Here is a 22,704-nt window from a genome sequence, read left to right as displayed (position 1 = left end):
CTCTCAGCCTTTAACATAGAATGGAAGGTGTGGGATGATACTAAAAAGAAGAAAAATTCTATCGAGAACCCTAAAGTAGTTGGTGGTACAGATTTAAGTACCAAAAAAATATACTTTTTAAAGCGTGTCATCGGGGAATATCTTCATGGAAAAGACTATGTTTATTCATTATTGAATGGTGATTATTTTGACTTAAGAAACTCAAATATTTATCCTTTTAAAAATGGTACTGGACATAGTGATCAAGTTCGTAAAGAAAAACAAGCGTTGTTAGAAACACAAAGTCCTCTACAAAAAAAGAATGACATCGACATTACTGCTAATAATGACGATGTCAAAGTAATTGAGTACGAAGAACGATTATTATTAGTCAAAAACGATAAAGTCGTTAATGAATTATCATTCGCTGAAGCAGTAGCGGTAACTAACTACTTCAGTACTCTCAATCAGTAAATATATTATAAAACAATAAAAACTCTAACGCAAAAGTGTTAGAGTTTTTATTGTTTCTATACTCTTTCAAATCATTTCTGTTCTTTTATAACCTATCTGTAATCCTCTATATTTTTTAATATCATTTTCTAAATTAAGTTTTTATAGAAGTTCTTCAGAGATGAGCTTGAATCCTTCAATCTCTGTCTCTTCCTCCACTTCGATCAACAAGCATGGTTTTCCTTTATAGTTCACTTGCTTCACGTATTTCAGATCTTGTGGACTGACGGAAATGTTGGCGACTTTCGTATTGATTTTAATCGATTTTGACGTATATTTTGGAACGACGCTCGTCGCTTTCATCTCATATTTCGTGTCATCGACGACTTGTTTGAACGCCTGCTCGACTTTTTCTGTCGTCACATCTTCCACACCGCTCGCCCGAAGGACGACCTCGACCGCACGAGAGTCGAGCATTGCGACCCTCTCTTCTTCCTGTTCGTTCTCTTCTTCGGCGACAATGATTTGATTGATCTCATCATAAACGGTCGAGAGCGTACGGGAATTGACTTCTTCTCCGATGACCGCTTTCACGACTTCTTCAAAGACCGCCTTGTCTTCCACTGCCGTAACGATTTCCGAACCGTTCAGCACGTTCTCAATGAACGTCATATCCGGTTGGTGCGCTTTATTTGCCGAGTAGAGGACATGGTTCACATCGGCCGCATTATCGGTGAAACACGGGAATAAGAATCCACCGATTGGCGCCTCGAGTTTGATGATTGGATTTACAATCAAGCTGGCTTTGAATTCACGCTCGACGAAGTCAAAGACGAGTGACTTTTTCGGAAGTTCTGTCGGGCTGATACTGCCGAGGATGAACTTCGTCGTATACACTTCATCGTTCGCGTGAATCTCAGACTCTTCCGAATACCGGTTCGTCGGCTTATTGTAATTACCCCGGATGAACGTCACGACCATGTCTTTTTCAAATGGCGTGTCTTTCACCATCTTCAAGGCGATACGCTGCATATAGTCCGTCCATACGTTTGTCTCTTCCGTACGAAGTCCTTCATACAGCAATCCTTGCGTATGGTCGACTTGACCTTCCTCAGGATATTGGAACTTCACTTCGAATAACTTTTCATCAAGTTTCCCACCGAGCACTTTTTTGAAGTTCGTCAAAAACAGTTCCTGCTGTTCTTCTTCTAAGAACGGAAACGGACGCAACTCTTCGTAGTAAATCTCATTCGTTTCCTGTCGGATGTAAATCGTATATAAGTCAGCAATCTTCAGCTTCGTCGCATTCACTTTAAACTGTCGGCGAATCGCCGCAATCTCTTTCTTGTTCATTCCATCCACCTCTTCTTTTCTCTCAATCCATGTCATTCATTATACCAGTCCTGATTGCTCACTAGTTCCAAAGAAATAACACGAGATCGCTCGCTAATGCTAGAGAAGGATTTGCGATAGTCTTTCTAATCATTTTGCAGATTTTCACACTTTTTCAAAATCGTCCTGTGTATGATCAAGTTGAATTTATTGCGTGATATTTGTCTCACGAAAGGTTGCCCACTTGCTCGACAAGTGTTCATTCCAAATACATAGTAGGAGGCTTTTTATGTTGAAGAAACTCATGTCTGTCGCACTCGTCACATTGCTTGTTTGGGTGGCCGCGTCATTTGACGCGACACCGGTCTCTGCATTCCCGCCGAATATCCCATCGAAAGCGGATGCGCTCACGAAACTGAATGCACTTACTGTCAAAAATGAAGGGTCGATGACAGGATACAGTCGGGACCTCTTCCCGCACTGGTCGAGTCAAGGAAGTGGTTGTAACACGCGTCATATCGTCTTGAAACGGGACGCTGACTCGGTCGTCGACCAATGTCCGGTAACGACGGGCTCATGGTACAGTTACTATGACGGTTTGACGTTTACGTCGGCATCTGACATCGATATCGACCACGTTGTTCCGCTCGCTGAAGCATGGCGCTCTGGCGCAAGCAGCTGGACGACAACCAAACGTCAGAGCTTTGCGAACGACTTGAACGGTCCTCAGTTGATCGCGGTATCCGCTTCATCGAACCGCTCAAAAGGAGACCAAGATCCATCGACATGGCAACCACCTCGCACCGGCGCGCGTTGTGCATATGCGAAGATGTGGGTCGAGACGAAAAGCCGTTGGGGCTTGAGCCTTCAATCGTCAGAGAAGTCAGCACTCACGACAGCCATCAACGCTTGTATTTATTGAGACAGAAAAGGAGTCATTCATGAACAAACTCACTTCTACCTTTAAGGCAACCCACGGTGTCATGACGGAAGAAGTCGGTGTCATCAGTGGTGACTTGGAATTGACGACAGCGTGTCAGGAAGATGGTTCCTTGACACTCCACATCACATACGTCGGAGCGAAAGATGTGTACACGCTACCGGGGAGTCCATATCAGCTGCATGACACAAACGACCATGACGTCGTTCATCAAATGCTCGTGAACATTCTCGAGCGGACGTAAAAACATCGCCAACTCCGAATCAAGGGGTTGGCGATGTTTCGTCTTTCCGATATTTCGTTAACAACTCTTTCGGTATGTGACAATAATCGTCCGGGCAACGCGTCAGGCGATCCTGGTGTTCGTCCGCACTTCGCACATAGTTCGTGAGCGGTTTGACTTCAACAGCGATTCGTTCCGCATCCGAGCGTCGATCAATAAACGCTTGCGCCTCCATCAAATGTCGTGAATCCTCACTGTAGACGCCCGTCCGATACTTCTCCCCGACATCAATCCCTTGTTGATTGACACTGTATGGCACGCCCGTCCGATACTTCTCCCCGACATCAATCCCTTGTTGATTGACACTGTATGGATCAATGATTTCGAACAAGTAATGCATCAAATCTTCGACTGTCACTACGTCCGGATCGAACGTAGTTTTGACACACTCCGCGTAGCCGTCATACTCCCCGTCTAACGTATCGGTCGTCCCGTTCGCGCGTCCAGCTTCTGTTAAAAGGACACCCGGTAACGTCTTCACAAACTCCTGGACACCCCATAGACATCCGCCTGCTAAATAGATCGTTTCGATGTGAATCACTCCCCGTCTATTTGAATCTTTTCTAAAGCATGCACGTAATAATGAGAGAAGGGAGGGATTTGATTGAATAAACAACGTTTTCTCACCACATTGACCAGCTCCATCATCCTCTTTGTTGCCATGATCTTTATTTTTCGTAACGACTATTCTCTATTCGTTGAAATGGCGATCATCTTTATAGCGGTCGTCATCGGCCAAACAATCCTCGAACGACTATTTCGACGCTTTGCGGAGCAACGGGTATCTAATAAGACCGTATTCGTCTCGTTCCTGTCGATGCTAGTGATATTATGGACGTTCGCGAGCATTCTTTTCGATTGAATACGATGTCATTATTCTTGAACATACCCCAACCGCTTCAAATCTTCATAAACAAGTGTAGACAACAGCGTCCGCCCATCACCGTTCAAATGGTCTGGATTATGGAAGAACGACTGCTCATGAATGAATCGTTCATCCCCCATATAATTGAGGAACGGGACATCTAAATCAAGCTTCTCTACATGCTGAAACACGAGGCGCTCCATGACGTCTTCATCAAAATACGCATGGTATGACGCGTGTACCGGCTCCATCGCCAAGACAACACGATACTCTTGTTGTTTACAGTAGTCGATGATGTCTTGTAAATGCGCCATGTTTTCTTCAATCTCATGATTGTTCACGGCATTTTCATACTGAGCGGCCACTTCCTCATACTTACGCTCGGAGTAATTCAGCCCACCATTCTCCCATGGCTTATGCGCATCAAACCGAAAATCCCGGATTTCCCGGGAAATCGCGGCATAAACACTGCCACTGTTCAATGCCGGGAACTGTTCATGCGTATAGTATTGAAACAGGCTGACCGGTTCGATGTCTTTACGGTCCAAGACGCGATAGTAATTGGCCTTCCGACCGACGTCCGAATTGCTGAATGTGATTTGAGATAAGGACACAATCACGACCCCACCTGGTTTCAAGTGCTCATCATATTCTTTTAGCATCTTCAAATCATATTCAATCGGTTGACTCGGTAACGCCAAGTCGAGATGCGACAATCCGGTCGGTTTAAAATAATACCCGTACATCGCATGGGAAGTTCCGAGATTGATGATATCGACAGGATGAGGGTCCTCCTTGAAGGCAAGAACGGCCCGATTGTTATTATATTCCCACGAGTCTTTCACGAACTCGTTGACAGGAATGAAGATGGTAATCATCACGAGTAACACAACGACGATTTTGATTCCTAAACGTTTCATGCTAATTCCTTTCCGTGCATCTTAAAACCCACCGTACACAAATCCTTGGCTCGACACACCAAACAAGAAGGCCGAGACAATCAAGAACAGGTTGATGGCTACGCTCGTCACCGCAGATTGACGTGCCATCCAATCCCAAGCTGAACCTTTCGTTCGTTCAATATGTTGGAACAGGTGAACGACGACAAAGACGGCGAGGAAGATGATTAAATCGAGCAACGAGAACATTTGAATTGCCTGCATCATGCCTGACGGTGCCCATGAAGAGGGTGTCACGTACAGTTTGGCATGTGAGAACGCCTCTGCCATCGAATGCGATTGAAAGAAGACGCGCGAGAAGCAGACGAGCTGAAACGTGATGGCGATTTTCCACCACCGATGAAGTGTCGGCACGCGGTCAAATCCGACCCATGACGCCATTTTTTCGCGCTGCTGTTTCGTATGGTCTCCGAACACACGATAGATTCCATGAATAAGTCCCCATAAGACGAAATTCCACGCGGCACCATGCCAAATTCCACTCACTAAGAATGTTGCGAGGATGGCACCATAAATCTGCTCGCGCTTCTTCTTCCCTTTCGCGAGCGGCATGAAAATATAATCTCGCAACCACATCGAAAGTGTGATGTGCCAGCGGTTCCAGAAGTCGGCAATCGATACGGCAAAGTGTGGCTGTTTGAAGTTCTCCGATAATCGAATTCCGAGCAATCGTGCACAACCGATGGCGATATCACTGCACGCCGAGAAATCGGCGAACAGTTGAATGGAGAACAACATCGTCGCGAGCACAATCTCTGAACCAGTCGGATCTGGACTATTGAATACACTTGCGACAATCGGAGCCAATCGGTCAGCGATCAATGTCTTCTTGAAGAATCCCCAAATGATGCGCTGAATCCCATAGCTGATATTGTCGTAGTCGAGATGTTGCTCCGTCTTCAGCTGGGGAAGTAGCTTTTTCGCTCGCTCAATCGGTCCCGCAACAAGTTGCGGGAAGAAGGCGAAATAGACCGAGAAATAGCCGTAATGACGCTCTGCTTTTTGCTTCCCTCGCGAAACGTCCACGACATAACTGATGGCTTGGAACGTATAGAACGAGATGGCCAACGGCAACACGATCTCTTTATACGGCACATCATAATCAAATCCGCTCCATGCGGCGAACGAACGGAGCGAATCGTTGACGAAATTAAAATACTTGAACCATCCGAGGAAGAAGACAAGAACCGAGACACCGACCCACATGAGCCGTTTCTTCTGTTCTTTCTTTTCTTGCTTTTCAATCAGAATCCCAATCACATAGGTGAAGGCGGTGCTGATCAACAATAGCGGAATGAATTGAACGCTCAACGTGGCGTAGAAGACATAACTCGCTAAGAGAAGGAGCACCCATCGGAATCGATGTGGGATCACGTAATACGTTCCAACGATGATTGTTAAAAATAAGAGAAATTCAATCGAAATAAAAGTCATATTTACCACCTGATGTTATGGAACTTGACGATGTACCGATTCCTGACAATCAGGTGGTCACAAGTTCTCGCTTCGGCAATGCGGCATAACGAATCTTTCCGAACGAATTACGTGGAATCTCGTCAATCTGCATCACCCGAACACCTTTCACCTTGATTTGTTCTTTGATGATTTTTTGAATGCGTGCAACATCATCCTGTAACGTATACACGTATAGTTGGTCGTCTTCTCCTGCACAGACACAGTCATGTCCGTGCTCTCGAAGGAGAGCCTCGACTTCGTCTAAGCTGATACGACTTCCATACAGTTTAATCATGCGCTTGATCCGGCCGACGATGAAGAAATATCCATCCTCGTCGCGATACGCCATGTCACCCGTACGTAAGACACCTTGATTGTTGTCACCCTTCGCAAGGTCAGGTAACGAGGTCGCGTATCCGAACGACACATTGTCGCCTTGATACACCAGTTCGCCCGTCACGTTCGCATCTTTGATGTCGTTTCCGGCTTCATCTCGTAACGAGAGCGTTCCACCTGGGATGGCGATACCGATACTCCCTGCTTTTTCCGGATGCATCCGATCCGGTAAATACGACATCCGGGCCGTTGCCTCTGTTTGACCATACATGATAAAAAATTGAATCCCTTTTTCTTCACATACCGTCGCAAAGTGATGCGCGAGCGTTGGGTCCAACTTCCCACCTGCTTGCGTCAACTTCTTTAAACTTGGCAGATCATACGTCTCAAACTTCAAACGCTTTAACATTTCGTAATGAAACGGTACCCCACCAAACGTTGTCGCCTGCTCGGCACGACACAACTCCCAAAACTCTTTTTGAACAATCGAACGGTCTGTTAGGATGATGGTCGCCCCTTTCAATAGATGACTATTGATGATGGAGAGCCCATACGAATAGTTCATCGGAAGGGTCGTAATCGGTTTATCCGTTTGATCGATGTCGAGATAGTCGATGATCGACGTGGCGTTTGCTGATAGGTTGTTATACGTGAGACGGACAAATTTCGGACTTCCGGTACTTCCCGAAGTCGTCAACAGAAGGGCCAACTCTTCATGAAGTTCATGGTGAACTGTTGCTCCTGTTTCAAACAAGACGTAACCGCCGTAGCTATAGTAAGCATCCAACGAGTTCACCAAATCGTCTCTCGACTCCGGTGCCCATACGTGCGTCGGTTCATACAGTGCCATCAGCTTCAGTAATTGCTCGGCTGGGATATCCGCGTCTAATAAGACGGGTACGACGCGTCCCCGAATGAAACCGACATAGCCGAAGAGCGACTCGACCCGGTTGGCACATAGACAGAAGACAAGCGACCGTTCGCCGACTTCCTGACTAATCGCGTCGCCGACCTCCAACATCTCGCCGTATGTGTAAGAACGGTCCGCATAGACCGCCTCACGATTCGTGTACTGCTCGAGTGTTTGAAAAAGCGTCATGACTGGATGTCCACACCGAGGCGCTGCAGTAATGCGATGCCAGACTGATACGAATGGAATTCCGTCATTTCATCCGAGTCGATATAGACGTCAAACGCATCCTCGATTTCTGCGATGAGGGTCATGTGTCCAATCGAATCCCATTCCGTCGATTCTCCGAGCTTCATGTCCTCGAGAACCACATCGTCCTCTAATTCCAATCCGTTTTTAAATGCCATGTTATATGCTTCAAGCGTGCTCATTGTATTCATCCTTTCACGTTCACTCCAACGATTCAATTTCATCTATTATTATTGACTGATAATGATAATCATTTGCCTTGTGATTCTATCACAATTTTTCGAAATCGGTCAATTCTTCATAGGAGAAAAAGCTTGGAGTTGAGCGATTTTATGCATGAAAAAGACCACATCGTTACGATGCGGTCTCAGGAGACGATAAAACATATTCGAGTTGCAAATCGAGTGGTTCTTCTTTATAGATTTCTGGCACGATTTCTTCGGCTACTATGCATCCCATCGCTTCATAGAAATGATATGTATCGACGGCCGGGTTCGCTCCGATGTATAGCTTTTTCGCGCCTCGTTCGATTGCTGCCTGACAGACACGTTCAAATAACACTTTACCAATCCCCTGTCCACGATTAGGACGACTCACATGAATGAAGCCCAGATTTAAATACTGGCCTTCCGTTCCGAGCAGGTGTCCATCCAGTCCGGCAAAACCAAGTAACGTTTCACTTTTTTGGATTGCCACAACAACGCCGCCACGGTCGATGTAGTAGTTAAGAATCTCAATGACCTGTTGTTTTTTCGCATCATCCCATTCATCAATGTAGTGCTCGTCTTTTTGATAAAGCTCACCATTTGAAGCCACGGCATAGATGCGATGCGTTTCCTGAAAACGTTCGAAAGTTGTCAGAAAATCGGGAGCGATTTGATTTGTTAGAAGATTGATGGTGTGGTTCATATTTGGATGCAACTCCATTTCCTTGATTGAGAATATTACAGTCCGATGCAAAACCCATCGTTTTGATGAATCCTATCGTCCAATCTAGTTTTTATTTAGATTCATCTCATCTATAAGTGCATTGAGGCTCTTCCAAGATAACAAGGTGTAAGGTGGTTCCGTATCACTCGTTACAGGAAAACCTTCAGCAATGAGACTAGCCCGCTTGACGAATGGATCCCTTTTACCAGACTGATACACGGCAATTTTTCGAGGCATGTCCTCATCGTCATCATAATATCCGGTCTTTAATCTCAATGTACTGATTTCCTCTAATGAAGGAATCTCTTTTCCCTGCCAATCGTATATCTCAAAAAGTGGGTACCGATCACGTGTCCATTGCTCAATAATATCAATCACTTTTAACAGGATATATTCGGAAGAGTCCATCTGAAAACTGACAATGTCTCCTGATTTAAACGTCGTATCCGCTACAAAGCGCTTAGGAATCTTTTTAGCCAGGGGCTGAGGCTGATTCAATTGATGTTTTAACTTAAGAAGAACGGCCTCTCTTTTCTTCTTTAACTTTAAATCATCGTTCCAATTTTCTAGCTCGATTCCACTGTCAATAATCTCTACAGCATTTTGTTTTACGTGATCTTGTAATCGTCCTAGCTTCCATTGAATAAGTGAAAAGGAAAGCCAAAAAAGTGTCATTTCTTCAGCATCTAATTCATCTACGTACTCTTGAATGACCTTTTCACTCGCTTGTTCATTCGAATAGCCGTCCCCTAGTAAATCTTTGTATATAAACCGAATATCTTCGGCAATATCATTCGATAAAATCGCTACTCCCCAAACACCCATATGATTCAACTCCTAAAAAAAGTCATCTAGAACAAGTATAAAACAATGTTCTACATGACTCTTTGAAAATATTTATTTATGGTACGGCTCATTCCGATTGATCCGATACGCCCGATAAATCTGTTCACACAATACGAGCTTCATGAGTTGATGCGGGAATGTCATCTTCGAGAACGAGATCGTATCGTCCGCTCGTTTCATCACATCATCCGACAAACCGAGCGATCCTCCAATGACGAAGGCGATTTTACTCTTTCCATATGTCGCGAGTTGATCGAGTTCACGAGCGAACGCTTCACTCGTCCGCTGCTTCCCTTGAATGGCCAACGCGATGACGTGCGTGTCTGGGGATATCTTCGCTAAAATCCGCTCGCCTTCCTTTTGTTTTACTAATAACATATCTGCCTCACTTAAATTCTCGGGTGCTTTTTCGTCTGAGACCTCGATTTCCTGCACTTTTGCGTAGGCAGAGAGCCGTTTTGTGTACTCGGCAATTCCTTGCTTTAAATATTTTTCTTTCAGTTTGCCGACCGTGATAATTGAAATATTCATCCAATTCTTCCTTTTTCCACAGTTTTTTTGGAGTTATCCATAGGGTTATCCACAGAGTTATCCACAAATCCACATGTTGATAATTAGTTTTTGCTTGACACAACATATGTTGCGTCGGCTTCACAGAACTCACATGTCACTTGTTCACTTGTGGATAATTCCTCTAACAACGGGTACTCCCCTGTTTCATCCACAATGATGTCTAAAGCGATTTCAACATGTTCCTTGCATACTTTTTTTTCCACAGTTTTTCCTCCTTAAAAAAGAAGCGTCGCCGCTTCTTTAAGTTGCTTCAGTTAACGTCGCCTCGGTTTCTCTCGTTTCACCGCGACGTAAATACTCAATCGTAATCGTATCACCGACTGTTGCATCTCGATAGAGTGCATCGCGTAAATCGACGTATCGTTTAATCTCCCGATCTCCGATTTGCGTGATGATATCGCCGACGCGAAGTCCCGCTTCTTCAGCCGGACTACCTGGTGTCACTTCTTCAACGAAGACACCGTCTTCTTGATCGAATGAGATGCCATACTCTTCCCGGACGTTACCAGGTACCGCAATGACTTCTTGAATTGTGACCCCGAGCTGTGCTCGTGTCACTTTCCCATCACGTTCTAACATGTCAATGACCGGCAGCGCCACGTTCACCGGAATCGAGAAACCGACCCCTTCTACGCTCGCTTCGGCGATTTTCATCGAATTGATTCCGACGAGCTCTCCACGAATATTGATGAGAGCACCGCCCGAGTTCCCTGGGTTGATGGCCGCATCGGTCTGGATGACTTCTGCGTTGTAATCCATCAAGCCGTCACTATTCGTATCGACCGGCACCGTCCGCTCGACACCACTGACGATACCACGGGTGACCGAGTTTGAGAAGACACCGAGCGGATTTCCGATGGCCATGACGGTCTCACCGGCTTGTAGCACGGTCGAATCACCAAGCACGATCGGTTTCGCATCGATATTATCCGGCAGCTCGACTTCCGCGACCGCCAAATCGTTGAGCGGATCCTCACCTAAAATGGTCGCTGACGCAATCTGACCGTCGGAAAAGGCGATGTTGATTTCGTCCGCCTCTTCGATGACGTGGAAATTTGTGACGATATATGCCGTATTCCCTTCCACTTTATAAATGACGCCAGAGCCAGCGCCCGCCTCCCATTGCGAGTCCGAAGTGAAGGCCCGCTGAATGTTCGTAATACTGACAACGGACGTCTTCGCTCCGAGAACTGCTGTCGTGACGTCGGATTCGGTGACGGTCACGGCTTGCTCGGTCCGCGTCAGTTCATTCGTCACAAAACGAGAGGTCGGCGAATCCCAGAGCATCACTGTGACAAAAAACAAAGCCGCTCCTAAGAATCCGCCAACCCCTCCGAGTAACAACGGTTTTATATTCGGTCTCGGCTTGTGGCGTACGTGCTCTTCTTGCTTTGGACGCCATTCGCTCCGAGACGGATACGTCGATTTCTCTTCTATTGCTTCGTGTACTTCAGGTTCGACGTCTTGAGGTTCATACTCATGGTGTCTCTCTTCGTTCACGACGCGTCCCCCCTTCAAGACAGTGTGATAACTGTCTTTTCCCAAGTTTCCTTATAAAGAAACGAGCGAAGTGGGGATTGTTGGGTCCGTATCGCACAATTTGATTCGACCTAAGTCGACGTCCCGCATGCCGAGTGTTTGCGAGACGCTCATTTGCGCAAGCTCTTTCATGTTGTTGTCCTTGCTTAAGTGCGCCAAGTAGATCCGTTTCGTTCGGTCACCGATAACCTCGCTCATCGCAATCGCCGCATCCTCATTCGAGACGTGTCCGTAGTCCCCAAGGATGCGTCGTTTGACGCTCCACGGGTAACGTCCCATCTGCAGCATCGAGACGTCATGGTTTGACTCGAAGATAAAGTCGTCAGCCCCACGAATGACCCCTTTCATCCGGTCTGAGACGTAGCCCGTATCCGTGATATGTGCCAAGCGTTTCCCGTCGTGGGCAAACTGATAAAACATCGGGTCCGCCGCATCGTGACTGACGTTGAACGTTTCAATCTCGATATCACCGAACTGCTTGATGTCCCCGACCTCGATGTGAAACTTCAACGCTGGGTCAATCTTTCCGATGAGTGATTCCATCGCCGCCCACGTCTTCGCATTCGCATAAATCGGTAAGTTATACTTTCGCGCTAATATTCCTACTCCTTTAATATGGTCGGAGTGCTCATGGGTGACGAGCAGTGCATCGATCCCATCAAACGACCGACCGATCGCTTCGATGCGTTGTTGCATCGCTTTCCCGGTCAATCCGGCATCGACGAGCAGCTTTGTCCGTTCCGTCTCGATATAGAGGGCGTTCCCGGTCGATCCGCTCGCTAACACACTATACTGTAAACTCACACCATCACTCCTTTCATTCTTTCGTTTCAAACTCGACGCGCTCTACCGTTCCATCGATGGCATTGACGAAATATACATGATCGTCAATCGCGACCGACCATAGCGGTGGCATGATAATCAAACCGCCAGAGCTGTCGAGGGGTAAGCTATAAAACCCGGTGTTGATGGCCCGCATCTCCTGGTTCGGTTGGAAATACTTCCGTGACGCGAGTTGAGAGATGGCTTCGCTGGCCGTTAACACGAGATCGTCTTGCGGTTTCGATGAGATGTCTTTCAAATGACGTTGCTTATAATCCGTCACTTCATATTCCTCGTTCAATTGAATCAAGATGAGGGATGGTCCGATATACATCTCCGAATCTCCCTCGACTTCAGGTGCCGAGAAAATCTTATTGTCTTCAAACGTTTGGACGAAGGCGATTTGTCTCGTCTTTTCATCGTATCGCCAGTAGTCATATTCTTCGCCAAACGGAACATATTCCGCAACAAACGTCGAAGCCGTCGTTCGCAAATCTTTGGCATCGAGCGGTACCGGCTGTTTCAGCTCGACTTCGAGTTGCATATTGTCGAGCGTCGTCGCCAGTTGAGCCTCCCGATTTTTCGTGATCATTGCGGCCGACATCTCTTCAGACGACCCTGTCAAATAGCCGATATCCCGACCCATTCGTGGCAGTTTCGCCGGGTCGACGTTTCGTTGGTCTAAAATTTGTGCAATCGACGTATTATCGTTCGTCACGACTTCGGTCGCCCATGTTTCAGTCACCAATTGGAACAACAGATAGATGTTCAAGGCGAGGAAGGCGAAGATTAAAATGGTTTTCGCTTTACTCCAATCCACGATACATCATCCTTTCTGTCCAATCTTCTGACTGATTATATGGGACCCAACGTCCCGCTTCACGTACGAACCAATTCGGTGAGAACGTCACATATCGGCTCGTATCCTCGTTATACTCGATTTCATAACCGATTCGAATCTCGGTCACGTTCTCAAACCGTCCAGAGTTGATGAGTGTCCCGAGTACTTCGTCCGCGTCAGCCAGCTGCGTCGTGCCGACTGTGATCAAGCGGTCAATCTCTAAGTGATGTCGTGTGATGGACCGGACTTGCGCCCCGTCGTTTTCCACACGCAATGTGGATAAGTCGATGGCGTCATTGTTGATAAACGCCTCACGTTGGCTAAAGACCGGGAATCCTTTCACATGAAAACGGAATACGGTCGTTTCAAAGCCTTTGTTCGCCGGTGTGATGGCATCGAAACGAAGCGAGAGTCCTTGATTCTCAGAAGACTCGTCGACCCATCCACCATGGAAATTCACGAATTCGACAATCGAATCCAATCCGAGTGCCGCTTCCCGCTCGGTGCTGTTTCGCGATAAGTTCCGATAGCGACTCGCGTTCAACTTCGCGTCATATTCTGCTACGCTGACACCGTTCGTCAATGCCCCCACTGAACTCGCCGGGTCGACTTCTTGGACGTTCGGGTCGCCTGGGAAGAATGTGTCCCGCATCCAGTCGAGGCGCGCATCGATTTGAATCGACGATACGTCATATGCGAACAACTCATTCATCTCCGGTCCGACGACCGGGATATAGTTCACGCGCTCATCCGTATACGTCACTCGCTTCATCGTCCGACTCGAGTTTTTTAGGAATAGACTGTTCACGTCGCCGTTTCCGACCTTCGTTAGCTTCCCTTCCCAAATCGATTGGTCACTCATGATCGTCCGAATGGTAAACGCATTGTCTTCCATGTAGATGAGCACACGTTGCGGGATTTTCCCAGACAGACTGTACGTGCCCGGAAGCATATAGCTGAGCGTGTCCGCATAGTAGGCTTCCGGCAAAATCAATTCGAGTCCTTCGTTGATATCCGTGTAAAAGCTCGGGACATTCTTCGTGGCGAGCGGGTTCGAGCGGTTGAATTCACTTGCTTCAAACGTATCCCGGATGACCCGCATCAACTGCTTCGGGGTGTTCTTCGAAGCGAAGACGGCGTTGTTGTCATGAACGACCGCTTGAACCGGAATCACGACCTGATTCGCTCGGCGTTGGAGCGACTCATCCACCGTCGTCAATTGCGTCTCCGATTGGACTGACTGATAGGTGGGATGATAATCCCACAAAATGATGGTTTGAACAATCGACGTGACGATTAACGTGAGCAAAAGGAACGACTTCCACAGTTCTGGCTTTGCAATCGTAAACCGTTTCATCAATCATTCACCTCCACAATCGTATCGAACGGAATCGTGAAGTAAATCGTCGTACCGCGGCCAAATTCACTCTCTGCCCAGATGTCTCCACCGTGAGCGGATACGACTTCTTTGGCAATCGATAGACCGAGTCCGGTTCCACCTATATTACGCGCCCGCGCCTTATCGACACGATAGAAGCGTTCGAAAATTTTCTTCAAGTTCGACTTCGGAATCCCGACTCCTTCATCCTTGATGCCGATGACGAGGCGTTTTGCCCGAAGCATCGTCCGAAACGTGATCGTACCGCCTTCTGGTGAGAACTTGATGGCGTTCGTGATGATGTTATCGATCACTTGGGTCATCTTATCCTGGTCGGCATGCACGTACACGCGACGTTTCATCAGCTTCCGACGGAATTGAATCGCGTCCCCTTTCGTCATCTCATGACGATCGATGATATCGTTAAAGAACTGCACAAAGTCGAACTTCACTTTCTGCATCTTATATTCTTTACTGTCCATCTTCGAGAGTTGCAACAAGTCATTGACGAGGCGAATCATTCGCTCTGTCTCGTTTTGCGTCGTCTCTAAGAAGCGCGGCGCCAACTCATCATCCTGATAAGCCCCTTCCGCAAGGACTTCCAAATAACTACGCATCGTCGTGAGCGGCGTGCGCAACTCGTGACTAACGTTTGCGACGAACTCACGGCGATCTTGTTCGACTTGCTCTTGTTCAGTGACGTCATGCAAGACGACGATGAGACCTGTGATTGGTCCACTATGTTTTTGAATCGGTGAGAAATAAGCTCGAACAAGGAACAGTTCCTCATCCGTACTGAGGTCAATCAGTTTCGCCGGCATCGTCCCGTCCTCAGGGATGACGATTTCCTCTTCGAACGCGAGAAGGCTCTGTAAGTTCATGCCCATCGCCTCTTCTTCATCGACCCCGATCATGTCACGTGCCTGGTCGTTCATTAAAATGACCCGTAACGAACGGTCGGTCGCAACCACACCGTCAGACATGTTCTCGAGGACACTCGTCAATCGACGGCGCTCTGCTTCTGTCGTCGCATTCGCTTCCATCAACTCGTCCGTCAATTCGTTAAACGCGTAGGCGAGTTGACCGACCTCATCATCCGAATACACTTTAACTTTCCGCGAGAAGTTCCCTTTTCGCATCTCGACGGCTTGCCGACGCATATCGGCAATCGGTCGTGTGATCGTTCGAGATAACAAGATACCGAGGAAGGATGTGATGATCAAGGCAATGACCGTCCCGGTTGCGAGGATTCGGATGACTTGTTCCATCTGGTTATAGATAGACTGCATCGATGCCTCGATGTAGATCATGCCGATTGTGGTCCCGTCTACTTCTGACTTGACGGGAACGGCGACGACGCGCATCCGGTCATTCGAATCTTCATAGACGAGCGTCTCTTGGGCGCCGCCTGTGGCGAATGACTTCTGGATAAACGTACTTGCCGTCCGTTGTCCAACGAGACTTTGATTGTTCTGGTTCGAGGTCGCCCGTACGACACTGTTCGTATCGATGATTTGGACTTCTCGAATGTCGTCAGCTAGCGTCGTGCTCTCGGTAAAGTCAGACAGCAGCTGATCCAGTAACTGGTTCAACTGCTGGTCCGTGGTCGAGTCACTCTCGTTCGCGGCGATCCCCTCACTGACGTTATAGCTCAGTAGGTTCGCCCGGTCGACGAGTGACTGCGAGAAGTTGTTGATGTATTGCCGTTCCAAAGAACGCACAAAGTACACGCCGATGACTTGCATCGCAACGAGAATGAGCAGCGCATAGATGACGACGAGCTTCCACTGGATTGATTTAAAGAAGTTCGTCCGTTTCATCGTTTAATCTTCTTCTCCTGCCTTCAAATAATACCCGACCCCGCGACGCGTAATAATATACGTTGGTGTCGATGGGTTGTCCTCTACTTTTTCACGAAGGCGACGTACGGTGACATCCACAGTACGAACGTCCCCGAAGTAATCATAGCCCCAAACCGTTTGGAGTAAATGCTCACGCGTCATCACTTGTCCGATGTTTTGCGCGAGGTAATGAATCAATTCGAACTCACGATGCGTCAGCTCGATCTTCTCTTCCCGTTTCGTCACCATGTACGAATCTGGGTGAATCGTCAAGTCGCCGATCACGATATCGTTCGCGTTCGCCCCTTTTGCTTCAGGCGCCGGCGCCGTCGCATGACGTCGCATGTTCGCTTTGACGCGAGCCAACAACTCACGAGAGCTAAACGGTTTCGTGACGTAATCGTCCGCACCGAGCTCTAATCCGAGCACTTTATCAATCTCTGAGTCTTTCGCCGTCAACATGATGATCGGCATATCATACTTCTTCCGTACCTCGCGGCATACTTCCATGCCGTCTTTGAGTGGAAGCATGATGTCGAGTAAGATGAGATCCGGTTGAATCTCTTCTACTTTCACGAGCGCTTCTTCGCCGTCATAGGCGACATGCACCTGGTAACCTTCTTTTTCAAGTTTAAACTTCAATATATCTGCGATTGGTTGTTCGTCATCTACCACTAAAATCGTACGATCCATTCAGTGAGTCCTCCTCTTATCATTAAACGTACATGCCTACATTGTAACTCTTTTTATACAGCTTAGAAAGCGTGGTCCATTTCCGTGGAAATGAAAAAGAGAGCCGCAACGGCTCCCTTTCTTATGCTTCGTAAATGTCACGCAAGATGACCGTCTGCTCACGAGCCGGTCCGACCGAGAAGGTCAATAACTCAATACCCGTCAATTCTTCGATGCGACGCACGTAACGTTTCGCGTTTTCTGGAAGGTCGTCGAAGTTACGGACGCCCGTAATGTCTTCTGTCCAACCAGGAAGTTCTTCGTATACCGGTACACACTTCTCAAGGACGCGGAAGTTCGGCGGATATTCGTCAAGATGCTTTCCTTCGTACTCATACGATGTACAAATCTTGAGCGTCTCAAGACCTGTCAACACATCGATTGAGTTGAGGCAAAGATCTGTAATCCCGCTGACACGACGTGAGTGACGAACGACGACCGAGTCGAACCAGCCGACACGACGTGGACGACCTGTTGTCGTTCCGTATTCTTTCCCGACTTCACGGATTGTATGACCGATCTCGTCATCGAGTTGTGTTGGGAATGGACCGTCACCGACGCGTGACGTATATGCTTTACAAACACCGACAACGTGATGAATTTTTGATGGACCGATTCCGGCACCACTTGATACGCCACCTGACGCTGCGTTCGACGATGTAACGAACGGGTACGTTCCGTGGTCGATATCGAGCAGGACACCTTGTGCTCCCTCAAAGAGAACCTTCTTCTCTTCGTCGAGTGAATCGTTCAAGACGACAGATGTATCACACACGTATTTCGCAAACTGTTGGCCATACGCGTAGTACTCTTCGAAGATGTCATCAAATTCGACTGGATCGACCTCGTACATTTTCACGAACATGCGGTTTTTCAACTCGAGAACGGTCTTTAATTTCTCTGCGAACACTTCTTTGTCGAGAAGGTCTGCGATACGAATCCCGATACGCGCCGCTTTGTCCATGTATGCTGGACCAATCCCTTTAAGTGTTGTCCCTACTTTCGCATCACCTTTCGCATCTTCTTCTAAACGATCCTGAAGCTGGTGATACGGTAAGATGATGTGCGCCCGGTTCGAGATACGAAGGTTATCCGTGCTCACACCGCGCTCATGTAAGTAAGCGAGTTCTGTCACGAGTGATTTCGGGTTGACGACCATTCCGTTCCCGATGACACACGTCTTATCCGAATAGAAGATACCAGACGGAATGAGGTGAAGTTTATATTTCGTATCATTGAAGACGATCGTGTGACCAGCGTTGTCTCCCCCTTGATAACGCGCGACGACTTCGGCTTGTTTCGATAAGAAATCGGTAATTTTCCCTTTCCCTTCATCGCCCCACTGCGTTCCCACTACGACTACTGATGACATAATGAATCCTCCTTATTGATCAACGTTCTGTTCAAACCATCCGTAAGTGTACACTTGAAAAGCGAGAAAGTCAATCCAATACCGAACGTTTTATATAACATGTAACTATTCGTTCGTTATTTTACAAATCACCTATATAAAAAAAGACACCACCGACGTTACATCGGTGGTGCGAAGGCTTGTGTCTCCATATTGACGAACTTGTTGTACTCTTTCCGGAAGGAGAGCTTGACCGTACCGGTCGGACCGTTACGTTGTTTCGCAATGATGATTTCAATCGTATTGGCGTCTTCACTCTCTTTATCGTAATAGTCATCACGATAGAGGAAGGCAACGATATCGGCATCCTGCTCAATTGCTCCCGATTCACGGATATCCGACATCATCGGTCGCTTGTCTTGACGGCTCTCTACCCCACGCGAGAGCTGTGACAAGGCGATCACAGGTACTTGAAGTTCACGCGCAATCGCTTTGAGCGTACGCGAGATTTCCGATACTTCCTGTTGTCGGTTTTCGCCCGGTTTCCCGTTCCCGACGATGAGCTGCAAGTAGTCAATCATGATCATCCCGAGACCGTGTTCTTGCTTCAAGCGACGACACTTTGCCCGAATCTCGTTGACACGAAGACCCGGCGTATCGTCGATGTAGATGCCCGCTTGTGAGAGCGATGACATCGCAAGTGATAAGCGACCCCAGTCTTCCGCTTCAAGACGTCCGGTCCGGAGGCGCTGGGCATCGATATTCCCTTCTGCACACAACATACGCATGACGAGCTGTTCCGCCCCCATCTCTAAACTGAAGATGGCGACGTTCTCGCCCGTACGGACGGCAACGTTTTGCGAGATGTTCAAGGCGAACGCGGTCTTCCCGACAGATGGACGAGCGGCCACGATAATCAAATCGTTTCGTTGGAAACCGGCCGTCATCTTATCTAAATCCGTGAAGCCTGTGGCAATCCCGGTGATCTCACCGCTTGACTGATGCAGTTTTTCAATCGTCGAATAAGCATCCGATAGAACGGAACCGATCGGGTGGAAGCTGGACTGCCCTTTCCGTTGCGATACTTTTAGAATATTCCGCTCCGCGTCCGAGAGGACAGAATCGACCTCGTCCTGACGCTCATAACCATCTGAAACGATGTTCGTTGCCGTTCGAATCAGACGACGAAGTGCCGCTTTTTGATCGACGACATTCAAGTAATAGCCGATGTTCCCGATGGCCGGGACGGATTCAGCGACCTCCGCTAAATAGTTGAGACCGCCGATTTCGTCTAAAATACCTTGCGCCTGGAGCTCTGAACTGAGCGTGACCAAGTCGACAAGCTCACCCCGGTCATTGATTTTTAACATCGCTTCAAAGATGCGCTGGTGGCTGACGCGATAAAAGTCGTCCGGGTCGACCCGCTCTGAGGCCGTGATCAACCGGTCCGAATCGAGGATGATCGCCCCTAAGACGGCTTGCTCCGCTTCCACGCTATGTGGTGGTGTATTGACTTGAATCGCATCACTCATCCGTCTCTACCTCACCTTCAAGCTTCTTGTACATGTACATTCAACGTCGCAACGACGTCATGGTGCAACTTCACTGGCACTTTCGTGAAACCGAGCGCCTTGATTGGGTGCTCGAGTTCAATTTTACGCTTATCAATCTTGTAGCCCATTGATTTGAGGGCGTCCGCGATTTGTTTACTCGTGACCGATCCGAACACGCGACCACCTTCACCGGCTTTTGTCGTGACGGCGATCGTCTCTTTTTCAAGTTTTGCCTTAAGTTGCTGCGCTTCTTTCAACTCTTCTTCTGCAGCCTCTTCAGCACGACGTTCTTTCGCCGCGAACGCTTTTAAGTTTCCAGGTGTCGCTTCAACCGCCAAGTTTTTCTTGAACAAGACGTTTTTTGCGTAAGCGTCTGCCACGTTCTTCACTTCTCCAGCTTTTCCTTGCCCTTTTACATCTACTTTCAAAATGACTTTCATTCTAATTCCTCTCCTTCAGTATCATCTGTCATGTAATGATCAATCGCTTCTTTTAACAAGACGTTTGCTTGTTCGCGACTCATTTCGAGTTGTGTCGCTGCATTCGTCAAATGTCCGCCACCATCGAGCATTTCCATGATGACTTGAACGTTGACGTCACCGAGAGACCTCGCACTGATCCCGGTTCGTCCATCCGGTAAAATCGCGATGACGAACGAGGCTTTGACACCCTCCATATTCAGCAACTGGTCTGCAGACTGGGCAATCAATACTTGGTGATGGGCCTCGTCGTCAGAAGCGACCGCAATCGCCATGCCATCTGCGTAAATCTCGGTATTTTTCAAAATCTGTGACTGTTCGATATAAGCATCGAGGTCTTGCCGCATAAAGTGTTGCACGAGTACCGTGTCAGCCCCTTGAATACGCAAGAAGGACGCCGCATCAAACGTACGTGAACCTGTACGGAGGGTAAAGCCTTTCGTGTCGACCATGATTCCTGCAAGAAGTGACGTCGCTTCTAAAATCGAAAGCTTGCGACTTCCTGCCTGATACTCAATCAACTCCGTGACGAGCTCACACGTCGATGATGCATAAGGTTCCATGTACACAAGGACCGGGTCCTCGATAAACTCTTCACCACGTCGGTGATGGTCAATCACAACGACACGCTCCGCCCGATACAGAATGTCTTTTGAAATGACAAGTGAAGGACGATGCGTGTCGACGACGACGAGAAGCGTCTGTTCATCGATGAGTGGTTGTGCTTCATATTCGGTCAAGAACTGGCTATATAACGAGTCATCGTTTTCTACCTCTTGAACGAGTCGCTGAATGCCGATGCTCGTCTCACCTGACGGCACCACCACGTACGCCTCGCGTCCGACAAACTCAGCCAATTTCATAATCCCGATGGAAGCTCCGAGCGAGTCCATATCTGGATTTTTATGTCCCATGACGAGGACACGGCTCGATTCTCGAATCAAATCACGCATCGAGTTCGAGATGACACGAGCCCGGACGCGCGTCCGTTTCTCCGTCGGGTTTGTCTTCCCTCCGAAGAAACGAACTTTTCCGTTATGACGTTTGACGACTGCCTGGTCACCACCACGACCAAGTCCAAGGTCTAGGCTCGACTGCGATAGGTTGCCGAGTTCCGTCAATGTCGTTTCTCCACATCCAACCCCAATCGATAACGTCAACGGAATCCTTTGTTCCTTCGTTGCATCACGCACTTCATCCAAAATGGAAAAGCGATTGTTCTCCAGTTCAGATAACGTTCGCTCGTTCATCACGAGGAAAAAGCGGTCTGCTGCCGTACGACGCATGTAGATGTGATGCCGTTGCGCCCATTGGTTGAGAAGCACCGTCACACGACGGTTTACTTCGCTTCGCACTTGCTCATCCACTGCGGTCGACATCTCATCATAGTTATCTAGATACAAGATGCCAATGACCGTTTGCGTTTGAACATATTTTTGTTCCATCTCTGCTTCTTCGGTCATATCAAACAAATAAAGCGTTTGATGTGTTTGATTGTAAAAAACACGATATACGCGGTCACCCACTTCAATCGTGGCTTCATCCTCTTCCTCTTCAATCAACTCATCGAATGCGGAATGGAGCGCATCAAGCGGTACACCAATCGCCATATCGAGTTCAAAGATCAATCGTGATTGCTCGTTATACCAACTGATTCGTCGGTCTTGATCGAAGACTAAAATCCCAATCGGCATCGTCGTCAATGCTTCTTTTCCGACCTCTTCGATTTGATGAGAGAGTGAGAGGACATACTGTTCCCAATTTTTACGTTCCCGTCGCATCGTCACTTGCTGATAGATGAAAAAGATCAGCGTGCCCACAAACAGGGTGATTGCCGCCACAATGCTGTAGAACGCCAATCCTAACGAGACAAGAAATCCAATCACATATGGAATCATATGCCGCGCGTATTGGTTCTTCACGGATGTTATTGCTTCACCACTGTGCATGTATGCCTCCTAAAATGAGTAATGTTCACCCATGGAATCGTAAAGGTTTCTGCTCTATCATACCATATTCGTCGGTTTCACTTACACACTTACAAACGAGATGAAATAC

The 22,704-nt window shown here is 47.7% G+C and carries 24 protein-coding genes; 4 read left to right on the top strand and 20 right to left on the bottom strand.

The window, feature by feature from the left end:
- Positions 1-453: hypothetical protein (locus ON063_RS04595; RefSeq protein ID WP_274664380.1), on the top strand; the 453-nt coding region annotated here is incomplete at its 5' end.
- A gap of 141 nt (positions 454-594) precedes the next feature.
- Here ON063_RS04595 and ON063_RS04590 read toward each other — a convergent pair.
- Entirely contained in the window at positions 595-1,785 is a 1,191-nt protein-coding gene (locus ON063_RS04590) for a DUF4317 domain-containing protein (RefSeq protein ID WP_274664379.1), read from the bottom strand.
- Positions 1,786-2,053: 268 nt separating this feature from the next.
- Between ON063_RS04590 and ON063_RS04585 the strand changes: the two genes are divergently transcribed.
- Both ON063_RS04585 and ON063_RS04580 read left to right on the top strand, forming a co-directional pair.
- Positions 2,054-2,686, top strand: a complete 633-nt coding sequence (locus ON063_RS04585; RefSeq protein WP_224863156.1) for an HNH endonuclease family protein — start codon at positions 2,054-2,056, stop codon at positions 2,684-2,686.
- Between the two features lie 19 nt (positions 2,687-2,705).
- Positions 2,706-2,948 (top strand): hypothetical protein, encoded by a 243-nt coding sequence (locus ON063_RS04580; RefSeq protein WP_214761253.1) that lies wholly within the window; start codon positions 2,706-2,708, stop codon positions 2,946-2,948.
- Between the two features lie 19 nt (positions 2,949-2,967).
- Here ON063_RS04580 and ON063_RS04575 read toward each other — a convergent pair whose 3' ends face one another.
- Positions 2,968-3,519 carry a peptide-methionine (S)-S-oxide reductase gene (locus tag ON063_RS04575; protein WP_274664381.1) on the bottom strand — a complete coding sequence of 184 codons (552 nt, stop codon included), beginning with the start codon at positions 3,517-3,519 and terminating at the stop codon, positions 2,968-2,970.
- Positions 3,520-3,591: 72 nt separating this feature from the next.
- On the opposite strand from ON063_RS04575, the gene ON063_RS04570 reads away from it, so the two are divergent.
- Positions 3,592-3,849 carry a hypothetical protein gene (locus tag ON063_RS04570; protein ID WP_274664378.1) on the top strand — a complete coding sequence of 86 codons (258 nt, stop codon included), beginning with the start codon at positions 3,592-3,594 and terminating at the stop codon, positions 3,847-3,849.
- Between the two features lie 11 nt (positions 3,850-3,860).
- Here the strand turns inward: ON063_RS04570 and ON063_RS04565 are convergent, their stop codons facing one another.
- The 18 genes from ON063_RS04565 to ON063_RS04480 form a co-directional block, all read right to left on the bottom strand.
- The gene (locus ON063_RS04565) at positions 3,861-4,772 is read right to left on the bottom strand and encodes a hypothetical protein (protein ID WP_274664377.1); all 912 of its coding nucleotides are present in this window, start codon (positions 4,770-4,772) and stop codon (positions 3,861-3,863) included.
- A gap of 21 nt (positions 4,773-4,793) precedes the next feature.
- Complete coding sequence (locus ON063_RS04560) at positions 4,794-6,245, bottom strand: MBOAT family O-acyltransferase (protein ID WP_274664376.1); 1,452 nt, start codon at positions 6,243-6,245, stop codon at positions 4,794-4,796.
- A gap of 49 nt (positions 6,246-6,294) precedes the next feature.
- Positions 6,295-7,701: an AMP-binding protein gene (locus tag ON063_RS04555; RefSeq protein WP_274664375.1), complete on the bottom strand. Its 1,407-nt coding sequence runs from the start codon at positions 7,699-7,701 to the stop codon at positions 6,295-6,297.
- A complete protein-coding gene (locus ON063_RS04550) occupies positions 7,698-7,943 on the bottom strand; it encodes an acyl carrier protein (RefSeq protein ID WP_214696564.1) in 246 nt (81 codons plus the stop codon). The genes ON063_RS04555 and ON063_RS04550 overlap by 4 nt, the downstream gene beginning before the upstream one ends.
- Positions 7,944-8,115: 172 nt before the next feature.
- Entirely contained in the window at positions 8,116-8,670 is a 555-nt protein-coding gene (locus tag ON063_RS04545) for a GNAT family N-acetyltransferase (protein WP_274664374.1), read from the bottom strand.
- 84 nt (positions 8,671-8,754) lie between these two features.
- Positions 8,755-9,516, bottom strand: coding sequence for a hypothetical protein (locus ON063_RS04540; RefSeq protein ID WP_274664373.1), 762 nt, complete (start codon positions 9,514-9,516; stop codon positions 8,755-8,757).
- A gap of 72 nt (positions 9,517-9,588) precedes the next feature.
- Entirely contained in the window at positions 9,589-10,068 is a 480-nt protein-coding gene (gene rlmH / locus ON063_RS04535; protein ID WP_274664372.1) for a 23S rRNA (pseudouridine(1915)-N(3))-methyltransferase RlmH, read from the bottom strand.
- Positions 10,069-10,151: 83 nt separating this feature from the next.
- Entirely contained in the window at positions 10,152-10,313 is a 162-nt protein-coding gene (locus ON063_RS04530; RefSeq protein ID WP_214696548.1) for a CxxH/CxxC protein, read from the bottom strand.
- A 37-nt stretch (positions 10,314-10,350) separates the two neighbouring features.
- On the bottom strand, positions 10,351-11,610 hold the full coding sequence (locus ON063_RS04525; protein WP_274664371.1) for a S1C family serine protease: 1,260 nt from the start codon (positions 11,608-11,610) through the stop codon (positions 10,351-10,353).
- 51 nt (positions 11,611-11,661) lie between these two features.
- The gene (locus ON063_RS04520) at positions 11,662-12,453 is read right to left on the bottom strand and encodes an MBL fold metallo-hydrolase (RefSeq protein ID WP_074034013.1); all 792 of its coding nucleotides are present in this window, start codon (positions 12,451-12,453) and stop codon (positions 11,662-11,664) included.
- Positions 12,454-12,466: 13 nt separating this feature from the next.
- Positions 12,467-13,291, bottom strand: a complete 825-nt coding sequence (locus tag ON063_RS04515; protein ID WP_274664370.1) for a two-component system regulatory protein YycI — start codon at positions 13,289-13,291, stop codon at positions 12,467-12,469.
- Positions 13,278-14,669, bottom strand: coding sequence for a two-component system activity regulator YycH (yycH, locus tag ON063_RS04510; RefSeq protein WP_274664369.1), 1,392 nt, complete (start codon positions 14,667-14,669; stop codon positions 13,278-13,280). Before yycH ends, ON063_RS04515 begins: the two co-directional genes overlap by 14 nt.
- Positions 14,669-16,510, bottom strand: coding sequence for a cell wall metabolism sensor histidine kinase WalK (gene walK, locus ON063_RS04505; protein WP_074034022.1), 1,842 nt, complete (start codon positions 16,508-16,510; stop codon positions 14,669-14,671). The genes yycH and walK overlap by 1 nt, the downstream gene beginning before the upstream one ends.
- Positions 16,511-16,513: 3 nt before the next feature.
- Positions 16,514-17,224, bottom strand: a complete 711-nt coding sequence (yycF, locus tag ON063_RS04500; RefSeq protein ID WP_214696534.1) for a response regulator YycF — start codon at positions 17,222-17,224, stop codon at positions 16,514-16,516.
- Positions 17,225-17,345: 121 nt separating this feature from the next.
- Positions 17,346-18,635: an adenylosuccinate synthase gene (locus tag ON063_RS04495; protein WP_074034026.1), complete on the bottom strand. Its 1,290-nt coding sequence runs from the start codon at positions 18,633-18,635 to the stop codon at positions 17,346-17,348.
- A gap of 158 nt (positions 18,636-18,793) precedes the next feature.
- Positions 18,794-20,146, bottom strand: coding sequence for a replicative DNA helicase (dnaB, locus tag ON063_RS04490; protein WP_015880235.1), 1,353 nt, complete (start codon positions 20,144-20,146; stop codon positions 18,794-18,796).
- Positions 20,147-20,163: 17 nt separating this feature from the next.
- Positions 20,164-20,607, bottom strand: coding sequence for a 50S ribosomal protein L9 (gene rplI / locus ON063_RS04485; protein ID WP_214696532.1), 444 nt, complete (start codon positions 20,605-20,607; stop codon positions 20,164-20,166).
- A complete protein-coding gene (locus tag ON063_RS04480) occupies positions 20,604-22,595 on the bottom strand; it encodes a DHH family phosphoesterase (RefSeq protein WP_274664368.1) in 1,992 nt (663 codons plus the stop codon). Before ON063_RS04480 ends, rplI begins: the two co-directional genes overlap by 4 nt.
- Between the last annotated feature and the right edge of the window lie 109 nt (positions 22,596-22,704).

It is taken from the genome of Exiguobacterium sp. B2(2022), assembly GCF_028823655.1.
Taxonomy (GTDB): Bacteria; Bacillota; Bacilli; order Exiguobacteriales; family Exiguobacteriaceae; genus Exiguobacterium; species Exiguobacterium aestuarii_A.
Note: the sequence above shows the minus strand (reverse complement) of the source record. Positions and strands in the feature narration are given on the sequence as shown.